This is a genomic window from Mesorhizobium wenxiniae, from assembly GCF_002284535.1.
GTDB classification, from domain to species: Bacteria; Pseudomonadota; Alphaproteobacteria; order Rhizobiales; family Rhizobiaceae; genus Mesorhizobium; species Mesorhizobium wenxiniae.
This window is the reverse complement of sequence record NZ_NPKH01000001.1, coordinates 31,632-45,007: the sequence shown is the minus strand read 5'-3', so window position 1 is coordinate 45,007 and position 13,376 is coordinate 31,632. Positions and strand designations below refer to the sequence as shown.

The following is a 13,376-nucleotide window of genomic DNA, read 5'->3' as shown; positions in this document are numbered from 1 at the left end:
CCGTGACCTGCGCGGCTCAAGCTCAATACTCAACTTCCGAATTGCCGAAGAACTCTTCCGAAATGCCTCTCTGGCGGTAGACGTCGATCACTGCGCCGCGATTTTCCGCGTCGATATCGGATTGTTTGCGCGGCCCGATCAGATCGGCCGGATTAGCCATCTGGGCAGCAAGATTGTTCTGATACGAGCAGCCGAAATCGGCGTAGTGCTTGTTTTCCGATGTCTGCAGCAGGTCTTCGGGCCAGCGTCCGCATCTGTCGGTCTGCGCCTTCACCGAGACATAGGCGACGCGGATCGGCGCGGACGCTTCGGCCGAAACCGACTGGTAGGTGGTCATGACGATCCGGTTCCGGCTGATGCCGCTGGCAATCGCAAGTCTGGCGAAATCGCGACCGGCCGCAGTCGCGGCGATCTCGTTGGCCGAACCGCTCGGGATCGAAATCGTCAGGGTCGGAGCGGCGCTCTTGTCGTAGCCATCCAGGAAGCCCAGAAGGGTGTCGCGCTGAGAGCCGGTCATGCCGCGATCGCCGGCGCCGACCGGAAGGTCGATCTTCAGGTTCTTCTCAGCAATCACGATCGGATGGGTGGTGCGATAATCGTCCGGAACAGCGCCGACCGTGATGCTGTCCCGCTTGAGATCGGCGCAGCCCGCCAGCAATGCCGCGACCGCAACCGCCAGGACCGGAATGGCTGGCCTGTAGATACGCGAACGGCCGGACCGCATCGCTGCGGTGTTCGTCCTTGCCTTCAACGCTGACTGAGACATGTCCGCTTCCCCGCTTACTTGTAGATGAAGCCGACAACGCCGTGGTAACGGCCGTTGGGCTTGTCGGTCTGCATGGTGCCGTAGACGCGATTGACACGGCCAAGGAACATGCCGGCGCCATCGCTGGCGGCGTTGAAATTGTCGTCCGGCTTGGCAAGAGCGTTGCGCGTCACCGGCTTCACCAGGTAGGGCGTGATGATGATGACGAGCTCAGTCTCGTTGCGGACGAAGTCCCGGCTCCGGAACAGCGTGCCAAGCACTGGGATCTTGGTCAGCCCGGGCAGCCCGGCGACCGCCTGCCGGATGTCGTCCCGAACCAAGCCTGCGATCATCATCGAACCTCCGGAAGGCAGTTCAACGGTGGTGTCGGCCAGCCGCTTGCGGATCGACAGCAAAGTGGTGCCGGGCAAATCACCGGCCGCTTCGAGCACTGTGGCGCCTTCCATCGTAGGCTCCGAAACCGACGTCCTCACTTTAAGGCTGATGCGGCCGGCCGAGAGCACGACAGGCTGGAATTCGAGGCCAATTCCATATTCGAGCTTTTCGTTAGTGTAAGTAACCTGGCCCGTTTGATTGTCGCTTGAAACGTTGTTCGTTCGGCTTGTGATTAGATTGAATTCACCGCCGACTTTGAACGTCGCTTTCTCGCCCGAGACCGCGGTCAGTGTCGGTTCGGCCAGCGTCTTCATGACACCGCTTTGCTCCATGGCGTTGATGTACGCTTGAAGCGCCGAGGTGCCGATTGAAAGTCCCGAAAATTGCGACAGGGGTTTTCCCAGTCCGTATGCGGGGCTGGTCAATGCGCTCCAGCTGATGCCATTGCTGTCGCCGTTTCCGATCAGGTTGACGCCAAGCTGCTTCATCACCGAGCGGCTGACTTCCGCGACCGTCACCTTTAGCGTCACCTGGTCGTCACCGATGATCTGCAAGAGGTTGACGATCTTGCTGACACGACGCTCGGAATCCGGATTGTCGATGTCGACACCGGCTTCGGCCGAGCCGCCGGAGGCGGTCTGCGAATATTGTCCCGTGGTCGCTTCACCGCCGGACACGAAGATGGTGGCCAGATCGACCGCGCGCTTGGCATCCAGGGGAGTGTCCACGGTTCCGGTCAGGACGACGTTGTCGTTCAGCAATTCGACAGTGATGGTCGATGATGGGATGAAGCGCCTGATATAGTCTTCCAGTCCGGCGACGTCGCGTTCGACTGCCAGATCCAGGCTGACGATCTGTTCGCCATTGGGGCCGAAGACGAAGATGTTGGTGTCGCCCACCGCCTTTCCGAACAGATAGATGCGCCTGGCGGTGCGGGTCACCGCATCGGCGACCGCCGGGTTGGCGACGAGAATATCATAGGCATCGCTCGGCAGGTCGATGACCACCGATTTGTTGAGGCCGAGCTTGACGCGCTGGGTGGCGGTCGTAGCCGACACCTCGGCCTTCCTGCCTGCCGCATTCGCCTCGACGGGGCCTTGCGCATTCGTCCCAAGGAGGAACAGGCCGATAGCCGCAGCCAGGGCGACCGGCAGTCTAGCGTTTAGCCTCATTGCCTTGCCCCCACTTCGGAAACTTCGCCTGACTTGATCAATCGTACTGTTCCGCGCCGCCCATTGCCGGAAACGAGATAATCGGCCTCGCCCAGATTCTTCTCCTGGGTGTCGCTGATCGACCGCAGCGCCAATGTCAGGCGATCCGCCATTTGCTGAGCGACGGTGATGATTTCCGCCTGCTGCGATGTCAGTTCCAGTGTCGCGGTCTGGCCGACCCTGGTCCTCTTGCCTTCCTCGTCCTCCTGGATGGTCTGGTCGATTGCCAGGACGCGAATGTTCTTGAGGATGGTTTCGGTCGTAAAACCGCTGCCGCCGCCCGGGGCATCGGCTCTGCGGGTCATGATGACATCGACGAAATCATTGGGAAGAATGAAGCCGCCGGCCGAAGTGTCGGCCGATACGGCTGTGGCGACGGCCCGCATGCCGGAGGGCAGGATCGACGACATGAAGCTCTGCCCCTCGCCGATCAGCTTGGACCGCCGCAGCGGCTCGCCGGCATACATCGCGACACGGGCGACGCCGCCTTTCAGCTTCTCAAGCGCATCGGGCTCCGCGGCGCGGGTGATGAAATTTGCGTTGACGCCGTCGGCCGGCCAGGACTGCCAGCTGATGTTGTTCTCGAGCGGGCTGCCCATCGGAACGTCGCCTGACAGGACAAGCACGTCCTGCAGCGCGATTGCCGGCGCCGTGGGGCCGGAATCGACGATTTGAGGCGGCGGAGCCGCCACCATGTTTTTTGCAACATATCCTGCGCCACCCGCCGCGGCCACCGCCACGCCTAGAATGATCAGTCGGGATGCTGGCATCTGTCCGAACCTCGCCTTGGCAAACCACGTAGCCAAGCCGGACCTTGCAGCGGCAATCGTCAAAACAAGGTTAATTTAATACTTACGATCGTGATTAATTTAACGTTTACATAAATTTGAGGCATCGCTCCGGGCCGCAAAAAAGGCTGCCAAGCTGCCTGCTTCAACGCCAAATCGAAGAATGGTAGGCATGGTCTGACGAGAAATGTTGGCGGCGAGAATCAGACCGCCAGCCTTGCAAGTGCCCACGCCATCAAGGGCGAATTCGGAAAGGTGAGCAGGCCGCCAATGCCAAGCGCGATGCCATAGGGAACGCCTGATGTCTCGTCGGCGAAATGGCGTAAAAACGGATTATGGCTTGTAACGGCGGCAAGCGGCGATTTCCGATAGACGAGGATTGCGAGCGTCAGCAGGCCACCGATAAATGTCGAGACCACGAGATATTGGATGAGATGGACGTTGAGCCCCATCCACACGGCAGTGGCGGCCAGCAGCTTGGCGTCGCCGCCTCCCATGCCGCCGAGCGCGAACAGACCGAAGGTCACGGCGAGAACCAGGCCACCGGCGGCGAAATGCCAGCCATAGGTTGCCCAGTCCATTCCCGTCAGCGGCGCGACCAGGGCGAAAACGGCCATAAGCAGCACCGGCACGCGATTGGCGATCGTCATCGACAGCATATCGGAGATCGCGGCGAAAAGCATGCAGAACGGAAAGACGACGAAGATCAGGGCTTCAAGCATCTGCGCGGGCCTATGGTCACTGTACCTAGCCCCAGCCTAGATATATCCGATTAACGATTGAGGAGGCCGAAATTTCAAAATCCCTGACCCATTCAAAATCGCCTGACACAATGATCAAGGGCCGCCAATAAGGCGGCCCTTGATCCGAAAAACGACCAGCGCTATTAGCCGGCGGTGTTGAGCGTAGTGGCGATCCCGTTGAACTTCGCGTTCAGCGCGTTGCCCAGCGAGCCGGCGCCGACCATGATGGCGAGCGCGATGAGAGCGGCGATCAGACCGTATTCGATAGCGGTCGCGCCGGATTCGTCCTTCACAAAACGTGCAATGAGATTAGACATTCGAGAGCTCCTACTCCACGTGTTACAGCAGTTCCGTCAACTTCTCTTGGCGGCTGATCGGATACTGCCAATCTACGAAGAAGCTCTTTCGATCGGCTTAATAAACAGCCTTACCGATTCCTTTCCGGCTTCGATGACATTGCGTGGTTAACCGTAAACTAAGTGACGCTATGGCCCGACAGGCACGTCAAGGGCCGCGAAAGGCGCAATTTAGCGATTTGGGAAAAGGCGGCCCGCTCCCGGCAATCACGATTCCGATCCCGACATCATCACGGCACTCCTCCGCTTAACCGTTGGTTCACCAATCTCGTTCATGTTCCGTTGAGCAGTTTGCCGCCGTGGAGCGCTTCAATGACCGGGCCGAGATCGTCCTTTCCGATTGCCGCGCTCCTTGCCGCCACGGCCTTTGTCGTGCCGGTCAAGGCTGGCGCCGGCATCGAGGTCACGATGAACCAGGCCAAGATCGTCAAACTGTCGCGCGCCGCCGATACGATCGTTGTCGGCAATCCGGCGATCGCCGACGCCTCCGTGCAGGATGCTTCAACGATCGTGCTGACGGGCAAAGGCTTCGGCGTCACCAACCTCGTCGTCCTCGATCAAGAGGGCCGTCCGATCGTCGACGAGCAGATCACCGTCGTGCGACAGGACGCGTCGTCGGTGCGCATCTACCGGCGTGCCGAAATACAGACCATGTCCTGCACGCCGTATTGCGAAAGCTCGTATAAAAGCGATGCGGAGAAGGCCTCGGAAGCTGAGATGAGCGCCGGCCGGTAACGAGCGGATTGTTCTCACCCCGCTGAAATGCCGCTTTGGTTATCGGCCTGTTAAAATCTCTCCCTCAAATTTTAACGATCATCCAAACCGCACTTCAATGGGTTTCCGCTAATATTCCCTCCGACACCCCTTCAGGATCGGCAGACACGGGACATGATCAGAGCAGGACTAGCAGGCTTTTCCGCGCGCTTCCTTGGCGACCGGCGCGGCAGCACGGCTTTGGAGTTCGCGATGCTTGCCGTGCCATTTGCGCTCCTCATCTTTGCCATACTGGAGAGCTGCATTTCATTTGCCGGGCAAGAGGTGATGGCCAACATTACCGACGATGTCGCGCGCCAGCTACGGACGGGCCAGGTAAGGCAGGCCGATGTGACCGAGGCCACGCTGAAGACCATGATCTGCAGCCGGCTGGAAATCATGGTCGCCAAGGACTGCCCGGGATTGGAGGTGGACCTGCGCGAGTATCCGACCTTCGCCGCCGCGGCCCAGGCGGGCTTCAAGATCCAAGACCGCGAAATCGTGCTGACCGGCACGGACCCCGCGGCTTTTACGGTGTCCCCGGGCCTCGCTGAATCAATAAACATGCTGCGGGTTTTTTACAAATGGCCTGTCATGACCGATTTCATGGCCAAGTCGATGGCCAATCTGAAAGACGGCAACACGCTGCATTTCGCATCGGTGACCTGGCAGAACGAGCCGTTCGACAATTGAAAACGCACCGTTGCGTGGGTGGGAAAAGGACGGAGGCATGGGGCGTGCGGGGGCACATATGAGGATCGCTGGGATATGCACGAAAACCATCCGGTTCTGCTCCGATCGCCGCGGTGTCGCGGCCGTTGAGTTTGCCTTCATCGTGCCCGTCCTGCTGATCATGTACTTCATGACCATGGAAGCCTCACAAGCCATCGAGACCAGCAAAAAGGTCAGTCGCATCGGCAGCATGGTGGCGGATCTCGTTACCCAGCAGCAGACCATCACGGCAGCCGATCTCGATGCGATCATGCAGATCGGCAACTCCACCCTTCGGCCGTACAACCGATCGACCCCGGAAATCATCATCACCGCAATACAGGTCACGGACGAAACGACGCCGAAGGTGATGGTCGTGTGGTCACGCAAGATGGTCGGTAGCGCCTTCAGCGCCGCCACCGCCAAAAACTCCATCACCAAGGTTCCACCGGCGCTCGAGATCAAGGGCACTTTTCTCATTCGCGTCGAAAGTAATCTCGCATACCAGCCTATCATCACCTGGTCGGTGGACAGTGAGAAGCGGCTCGGATTGAGTTCGGCTTTCGACTCGATATCGATGGGCGAAACCTATTATCTCAGGCCCCGCAGGAGCCCGACGATTCCCTGCAGCACCTGCTGAACGACCGCGCCCGACTCCGGCCGCCATTGCTATCGGCCGTTACCTGACACCAGGCGCACAATGCAGCCATCGCGTAATCCTTCGGGCCAGCGACGGCGAAGCCGCCGGAATGTTTCGATTCCAGAAGACCGTAGACATCCGGCGACATCGATTTGAGATTGATGAGAAACACGGTGAGCCGCCGTTTGGTTTCGGGACCGAGATCGCTGCGGACGGCATGGGGACCATACCGCAGCAGGCCGGACGTCCACATGACCTGAAGTGCTCTCCTTTCGAAAGCCCTGCCATTTCCAGCCTGGCGACCGTGCCGCCCGCAACATCCGGCTGGCCATCGGCCACCGCCGGCATCCAGCCGAAGATGGCATCGGCCTCGCCATCGACCAGCATCGTTTCAGCCGCCGCAGCCGAATTGGCGTGCGTCAGAAATGGCGCATCCTCGCCGATCTTGACGCGTTCGGCGGCCAGCCCGGCAAGCGGCAAGAGAACCGCCGACACTGTCCGGAGGCACCATGGCGACCCGATGTGCCTCCATCGCGGCCAGATCTGGGACCTTGCCGTCCCGCGTCGGCAAGACGGATCGGATGCCGATCACGCCGTCGGAATCGACAGGCGCCACAAGAGGCTCGGCGCATTCGCAGCGTTCGGATGCGATGGCGTAGGCGGTCGCCGAATAGACCGCATATTCGATGTGGGCGTTGGCTTGCGCCTCGATCAGCGCCGCGTAGTTCATGCCGAGCGCCTTGGTGTAGGCGTCCGTCAACAGCGCCAGACCCGGAACGGTGTTGCCGGCGCCGGGTTCGGCGACGATGCCGACACGAAACGTGCCGATGTCATCCCGCCAATCGGCGCGCACCGGGTTTGACCAGGCTGCACCCAGCAGCGTCATGATGGCTGCGGAGGCCTTCAAGGCATGCCTCAGTCCCTGCTGGTTTTCGTCGATCCACGCCGATGCCCGCATTTCGACACATCTCAATTATCGCGCCAAGCCGTCTGCTTCCGAATTGCCAATGGCGGCGCGGCCCCCTATGTCTGGGCGGACAGACAAACGATAATAATGAATCCCTGCAATGGCGCGCGCCTTCCTTTTTGTTCTCGATTCCTTCGGCATCGGCGGCGCGGCCGACGCTGAGCGCTATGGCGACACCGGTTCCAACACGTTTGGGCACATCGCTAGAGCCTGCGCCGAAGGCCGGGCGGATCGCGAGGGGCTGCGCAAAGGACCGCTTTTCGTACCCAACATGCTCTCGCTCGGCCTGGGCCACGCGGCGAAAACCGCGACAGGATTCAGCATCGACAGCGGCGGCGAGGCCCATCTCGCCTCCGCCTTCCATGGCGCGGCGCAGGAGATTTCGAGCGGCAAGGACACGCCATCGGGCCATTGGGAAATCGCCGCCTTGCCGGTTCGCTTCGACTGGGGCTATTTCCCGGACACGGTTCCCGCCTTTCCAGCCGAACTGACCGAAGCGATCATCCGCGAAGGAGAGGTGCCGGGCATTCTCGGCAATCGCCATGCCCCGGGCACCGAGATCATCGAGCGTTTCGGGGAGGAGCATATCCGCACCGGCAAGCCGATCTGCTACACGTCGGTCGACTCCGTCCTGCAGATCGCCGCGCATGAAGTTCACTTCGGCCTGGAACGGCTCTACGAATTCTGCAAGGTGGTGCGCAGGCTGGTCGATCCGCTGAACATCGGACGGGTGATCGCGCGGCCCTTCATTGGGGAAACCGCCGCCAGCTTCGAACGGACGCACAACCGCCGGGACTATTCGGTCCCGCCGCCTGAACCGACCTTGCTCGACCGGTTGACGGCGCGCGGCAGCCGGGTCATCGCGGTCGGCAAGATCGGCGACATCTTCGCCCATCGCGGCATTTCGGAAGTGCGCAAGGCCGCCGGCAACATGGCGATGTTCGACAAGGCGCTCGGCGCGATGGCTGACGCGGGCGACGGCGATCTCGTCTTCGCCAATTTCGTCGATTTCGACACAGAGTTCGGCCATCGGCGCGATGTTGCCGGCTATGCCGCCGCGCTCGAGGCCTTCGACCGGCGGCTGCCGGAGGCGCTTGCACGGCTGAGGCAAGGCGACCTTCTCATCCTCACGGCAGACCATGGCAACGATCCGACCTGGCACGGCACCGATCATACACGCGAACGCATTCCGGTGATCGGCACGGGACCAGGTTTTGGCGGCGACATTGGGCTCAGAACGACGTTCGCCGACATCGGTGAAACCGTCGCCGAGCATCTTGGTCTGGCACGCGGCCGTCACGGCACCTCCTTCTATGAATCGATAGGCGGCCATGCCTGAGTTGCCTGAGGTCGAAACGGTGCGGCGGGGCCTGCAGCCGGTTCTGGAAGGCGCCCGTATCGCCCGCGTCGAGGCACGCCGGCCCGACCTGCGCTTTCCGTTTCCCGAAAAATTCTTGGAGAGGCTGACCGGCAAGACAATTACAGCGCTCGGCCGCCGGGCCAAATACCTGACGATGCATCTGAAAGGCGGTCCGGTGCTGATCTGCCATCTCGGCATGTCGGGTTCGTTCCGCATCGAAACGTCCGATGACAGCGAGATGCCCGATAGCAGCGAAATGTTGGGCGCGTTTTATCACGAGCGCTCGAAAAGCGCGGTACACGACCATGTCGTCTTCCATATCGTCTCTCCCGAAGGCGCCCGGTCCCGCGTGACCTTCAACGATCCGCGCCGTTTCGGCTTCATGCTATTTTCCGAAGGGGCACCCGACACGCATCCGATGCTCGCGGGGCTGGGCGTCGAGCCGACAGGCAATGCGTTGGACGGCGAGTTGGTCGCCTCGCTGCTGAAAGGCCGGAAGTCGCCGCTGAAGGCAGCACTTCTCGATCAGCGGCTGATCGCCGGGCTCGGCAATATCTATGTGTCGGAGGCCCTGTGGCGCGCCGGTCTGTCGCCGTTGCGCGAGGCGGGCACCATCGCAAATCCTGGAAAGAAGGCCAAACAGCAGCGCGACGCCCTGGCCGAAGCCATCCGCGCGGTGATCGCCGACGCGATCACCGCCGGCGGATCGTCGTTGCGCGACTATATGCAGACCGACGGGTCTCTGGGCTATTTCCAGCATTCGTTCGCGGTCTACGATCGCGAGGGCGAACCCTGCTCCAAGCACGGCTGCGGCGGCCATATAGAGCGCATCGTGCAAAGCGGGCGTTCCACCTTCTATTGCCGGACCTGTCAGTTGTGAGCTAGGTGCCGGGGTGTGTCCTAGATGCAGAGTATGAGCTGGACGCCAGATGTAAGTTAGATGACCGAGTGAGGAGATACAGTCATGGCCTATGAAACGATCATCGTGGAAACCCGCGGCAAGGTCGGGCTGATCACGCTGAACCGGCCGAAGGCGCTCAATGCGCTGAACTCCCAGGTCCTGGCGGAAGTGGTCGCGGCCGTGAATGGCTTCTGCGCGAATGCCGACATCGGCGCGATGGTCATCACCGGCTCCGAAAAAGCCTTCGCGGCAGGTGCGGACATCAAGGAAATGCAGGCGGTCTCCTTTGTCGACGCTTATGTGCAGGACTTCTTTGTCGGCTGGGAAGAGTTCACCCGGGCGCGCAAGCCTGTTATCGCGGCGGTGGCCGGCTATGCGCTCGGCGGCGGCTGCGAACTGGCGATGATGTGCGATTTCATCATCGCCGCCGACAACGCCAAGTTCGGCCAGCCCGAGATCACGCTCGGCGTCATGCCGGGCATGGGCGGATCGCAGCGCCTCACCCGCTTCGTCGGCAAATCGAAGGCGATGGACATGTGCCTGACTGGACGGATGATGGATGCGGCGGAAGCCGAGCGTTGCGGTCTGGTGTCGCGTGTGGTGCCCGCCGTCGAGCTGCTCGAGGAGGCGTTGAAGGCGGCGGCCAAGATAGCCGATTTTTCGCTACCGTCGGTGATGATGGCGAAAGAGGCCGTCAATCGCGCCTATGAAACGACACTGGCCGAAGGGCTGCGGTTCGAGCGCCGGCTGTTTCACTCGCTGTTTGCGCTCGATGACCAGAAGGAAGGCATGGCGGCCTTTGCCGAGAAGCGGAAGCCAAATTTCACGAACCGATAGATCGTGACGACAGCGGCCAGAAGCGAGCGACAGCAGCGGCCAAAAAGAAGGCGAAGCAGCGTTGACGCGCCGGAAAAGCTGAACTATAAGCCGCACCAACCGAGGCGGCCCTGTGGCTGCCCGTTTGTTTTTGCGCCCTGCGGCATCCCGCATGCGCCCACCAGATCAGAAGAGAGGCATCATGGCCAATACCTCCTCGGCCAAAAAGGCAACGCGCAAGATCGCCCGTCGCACGGCGATCAACAAGAACCGCCGCTCGCGCGTGCGGACCTACATCCGCCAGGTCGAAGAGGCGCTCGCCTCGGGCGATAAGGCTGCCGCGCAGGCTGCTTTCAAGGTGGCGGAACCGGAATTGATGCGCGCCGCGACCAAGGGCGTGGTGCACAAGAATACGGCGTCCCGCAAGGTCTCGCGCCTGGCGCAGCGACTCAAGGTGCTGTCGGCCTAATATACCTTTACTGATCTTGTCCTCTTCAAGCCCGGCCGCTCGTGCCGGGTTTTTTCGTTTGCCGGCAAGTACTTAAAAAGAAATCTCGCAAACGGACACTCCGCAACGATTTCAATGTTCGAAATGCTTTGCCGGCATCTACATGCCTGCTGATAGGCGCAGCCGCTGAAAGCGTTCACGGCGAAGATATCGGCTGTCAAAAGTCAGCTATATTTTTCAATAAGTTATTGACGGTCATCCACAGCTTGTTCACATCGGGCGCGGGGGATGGGGAACATTTGCCTGTCAAGAAAATTATTTCAGAAAATTTCGCGCAATGCGGCCTTTTTCATATTCGCCGGAAAAGGGTTTGAATCACAATGGCTTTGTCAAAACATGCCAGTGCAACGCAGGCTCCGAACCCGTCTGCGCTAACCACATTCCTTAAAAATCCGTTAGGCGTGGCCTTGCCCTATCCACAGCGATTTCGTTAATGTCGGTCTATCGAGAGGGACGGGCCGTTGGCCCTTAACCCAGCCTGAATCGGCCAGCAAAAAATGGCAGAATTCGTGACGTGGATCATTTCCGCGTACGGGCTTGGTTTGTCTTTTCGATACGGTAGGGGATTGGCGTAATTGTACATGGCAGATCAATAACGCGCCGGCGTTTTCGCCGGAGGGAGTTGTATGCCCTGACATGACCAAAGCGGGCTGGCTCTGATGAGGCGGCTCCGGTTCCCTGACAATGAGGCGACATCATCTGCCGGCGGCGGCGATGGTGTCGCAGCGAGGACACGGACGCCGGAAACATGGATGCAGGAGGCGCATTCCCGGCGGAAAAGGTACAAAAGGACAAGGAACTCGATCATGCAGAGCGGCATCGAAAGGGAGCTTACGGGCGACCTCCCATTCCCTGGAACCTTAACCGAAGGGGACGATATGTCGGCTTCCATCGACGCGGAACAAAAGTTCGACCGGGTGAAGGCCCAGTTGAAGGCGCGTCTTGGAACCGAAGTCTATTCGAGCTGGTTCGGACGCATGAAGGTCGCCGAGGCGTCCCGGGGCATTGTCCGCATCTCGGTTCCCACCGCCTTCCTGCGCTCGTGGATCAACGGCCACTATCTCGACCTCATCGCCGAGCTGTGGAAACACGAGGATCCTGAAATCCTCAAGATCGAGATCGTCGTGCGCACCGCTACCCGCCCGGGGCGCAACGGCGTCGAGCCCGAAGTGGCCCCGGCGCGCAAGATGACCAGGCAAGCGCAAACGGCGCTGGCCGCGGGAACAGCAAGCCCCGGCAGGCTGGAGCGGGTACCGGCACCTCGCCCGGGAACGCCTGCAGAGACCGAGTTCCGGCACAATGTGCTCGGTTCGCCGCTAGACCCGCGCTACACGTTCGGCTCCTTCATCGAGGGACCGTCAAACCGGGTGGCTTTCGCCGCCGCCAAAGCGGTGGCGGAATCGCAGTCGAGCGCGGTGCGCTTCAATCCGCTGTTTCTTCACGCGACGGTGGGGCTGGGCAAGACTCACCTGCTGCAGGCGATCGCGGCGGAATCGCTGAAGCAGAATCCGAAGTCGCGTGTCGTCTATCTCACCGCCGAATATTTCATGTGGCGGTTTGCCACCGCGATCCGCGACAACAACGCGCTGACGCTGAAGGAACAGCTGCGCGACATCGATCTTCTCATCATCGACGACATGCAGTTCCTGCAAGGCAAGTCGATCCAGCATGAATTCTGCCATCTGATCAACATGCTGCTCGACAGCGCCAAGCAGGTGGTGGTCGCGGCCGACCGGCCGCCGTCGGAACTGGAATCGCTGGAGCCTCGCGTCCGCTCCCGCCTCAACGGCGGCGTCGCGCTCGAAATGTCGGCGCCGGATTTCGCCATGCGGATCGGCATGCTCAAGCTGCGCCTTGCCACCGCCAAGGCCGATGATGCGTCGCTCGACATCTCGGACGAGATCCTCAACCATGTCGCTCGCACGGTGACCGGCAGCGGGCGCGAACTCGAAGGTGCGTTCAACCAGCTTCTGTTTCGCCAGTCGTTCGAACCGCAGATCACCATCGACCGCATCGACGAGATCCTCGGCCACATCTATCGTTCGGGCGAGCCGAAGCGGGTGCGAATCGAGGACATCCAGCGCATCGTCGCGCGCCACTACAATGTGTCGAAGACAGAACTTCTGTCCAACCGGCGCACGCGTACGATCGTCAAGCCGCGGCAGGTCGCCATGTACCTGTCCAAGGTGATGACACCGCGCTCCTTGCCGGAGATCGGACGGCGTTTCGGTGGCCGCGACCACACGACGGTGCTGCATGCCGTGCGCAAGATCGAGGATCTTTCAGGCGTCGACAACACGCTGGCGCAGGAGCTCGAGTTGCTGAGAAGACTGATCAACGATCAGGCCTAACCGGCCCGAAAACAAAGCGCGTCGCATTTGGATGGCTGCGACGCGCTTGAAATCTTTGTTTTTATGCATGTCGTTGCCCCAAAACCGCTGCGCACTTTTGGGCGACAAGCATTGGCTTGCGGACTTCGCC

13 protein-coding genes and 1 pseudogene are annotated in these 13,376 nt (G+C 60.8%); 8 read left to right on the top strand and 6 right to left on the bottom strand.

Annotation, left to right across the window (positions count from 1 at the left end; translation table 11 throughout):
- Positions 1–22 precede the first annotated feature (22 nt).
- The 5 genes from CIT31_RS00215 to CIT31_RS00195 all read right to left on the bottom strand — a co-directional run bounded on the left by CIT31_RS00215 (position 23) and on the right by CIT31_RS00195 (position 4,200).
- The gene (locus tag CIT31_RS00215) at positions 23–766 is read right to left on the bottom strand and encodes a CpaD family pilus assembly protein (protein ID WP_095517028.1); all 744 of its coding nucleotides are present in this window, start codon (positions 764–766) and stop codon (positions 23–25) included.
- A gap of 14 nt (positions 767–780) precedes the next feature.
- Positions 781–2,313, bottom strand: coding sequence for a type II and III secretion system protein family protein (locus CIT31_RS00210; protein WP_095517027.1), 1,533 nt, complete (start codon positions 2,311–2,313; stop codon positions 781–783).
- Positions 2,310–3,122, bottom strand: coding sequence for a Flp pilus assembly protein CpaB (gene cpaB / locus CIT31_RS00205; RefSeq protein WP_095517159.1), 813 nt, complete (start codon positions 3,120–3,122; stop codon positions 2,310–2,312). The genes CIT31_RS00210 and cpaB overlap by 4 nt, the downstream gene beginning before the upstream one ends.
- A 221-nt stretch (positions 3,123–3,343) precedes the next feature.
- Positions 3,344–3,862 carry an A24 family peptidase gene (locus CIT31_RS00200; RefSeq protein WP_095517026.1) on the bottom strand — a complete coding sequence of 173 codons (519 nt, stop codon included), beginning with the start codon at positions 3,860–3,862 and terminating at the stop codon, positions 3,344–3,346.
- Positions 3,863–4,026: 164 nt separating this feature from the next.
- A complete protein-coding gene (locus tag CIT31_RS00195; protein ID WP_029356905.1) occupies positions 4,027–4,200 on the bottom strand; it encodes a Flp family type IVb pilin in 174 nt (57 codons plus the stop codon).
- 351 nt (positions 4,201–4,551) lie between these two features.
- On the opposite strand from CIT31_RS00195, the gene CIT31_RS00190 reads away from it, so the two are divergent.
- The 3 genes from CIT31_RS00190 to CIT31_RS00180 all read left to right on the top strand — a co-directional run bounded on the left by CIT31_RS00190 (position 4,552) and on the right by CIT31_RS00180 (position 6,343).
- Entirely contained in the window at positions 4,552–4,974 is a 423-nt protein-coding gene (locus CIT31_RS00190) for a pilus assembly protein N-terminal domain-containing protein (protein WP_095517025.1), read from the top strand.
- Between the two features lie 153 nt (positions 4,975–5,127).
- On the top strand, positions 5,128–5,685 hold the full coding sequence (locus CIT31_RS00185; protein WP_095517024.1) for a TadE/TadG family type IV pilus assembly protein: 558 nt from the start codon (positions 5,128–5,130) through the stop codon (positions 5,683–5,685).
- A gap of 37 nt (positions 5,686–5,722) precedes the next feature.
- Entirely contained in the window at positions 5,723–6,343 is a 621-nt protein-coding gene (locus tag CIT31_RS00180) for a TadE/TadG family type IV pilus assembly protein (protein WP_065005872.1), read from the top strand.
- Here the strand turns inward: CIT31_RS00180 and CIT31_RS35970 are convergent.
- Positions 6,300–7,262, bottom strand: a pseudogene (locus CIT31_RS35970) (phosphate/phosphite/phosphonate ABC transporter substrate-binding protein). The gene CIT31_RS00180 and the pseudogene CIT31_RS35970 overlap by 44 nt on opposite strands.
- Positions 7,263–7,410: 148 nt before the next feature.
- Between CIT31_RS35970 and CIT31_RS00170 the strand changes: the two are divergent.
- The 5 genes from CIT31_RS00170 (at position 7,411) to dnaA (ending at position 13,246) form a co-directional block, all read left to right on the top strand.
- Positions 7,411–8,649 (top strand): phosphopentomutase, encoded by a 1,239-nt coding sequence (locus tag CIT31_RS00170; protein ID WP_095517023.1) that lies wholly within the window; start codon positions 7,411–7,413, stop codon positions 8,647–8,649.
- Positions 8,642–9,550, top strand: coding sequence for a bifunctional DNA-formamidopyrimidine glycosylase/DNA-(apurinic or apyrimidinic site) lyase (gene mutM, locus CIT31_RS00165; protein WP_095517022.1), 909 nt, complete (start codon positions 8,642–8,644; stop codon positions 9,548–9,550). The genes CIT31_RS00170 and mutM overlap by 8 nt, the downstream gene beginning before the upstream one ends.
- An 84-nt stretch (positions 9,551–9,634) precedes the next feature.
- Positions 9,635–10,408, top strand: a complete 774-nt coding sequence (locus tag CIT31_RS00160) for an enoyl-CoA hydratase (protein WP_095517021.1) — start codon at positions 9,635–9,637, stop codon at positions 10,406–10,408.
- A 181-nt stretch (positions 10,409–10,589) separates the two neighbouring features.
- Entirely contained in the window at positions 10,590–10,856 is a 267-nt protein-coding gene (gene rpsT, locus CIT31_RS00155; RefSeq protein ID WP_029356919.1) for a 30S ribosomal protein S20, read from the top strand.
- 917 nt (positions 10,857–11,773) lie between these two features.
- Entirely contained in the window at positions 11,774–13,246 is a 1,473-nt protein-coding gene (dnaA, locus tag CIT31_RS00150) for a chromosomal replication initiator protein DnaA (protein ID WP_245316063.1), read from the top strand.
- The last annotated feature ends 130 nt before the right edge of the window (positions 13,247–13,376 follow it).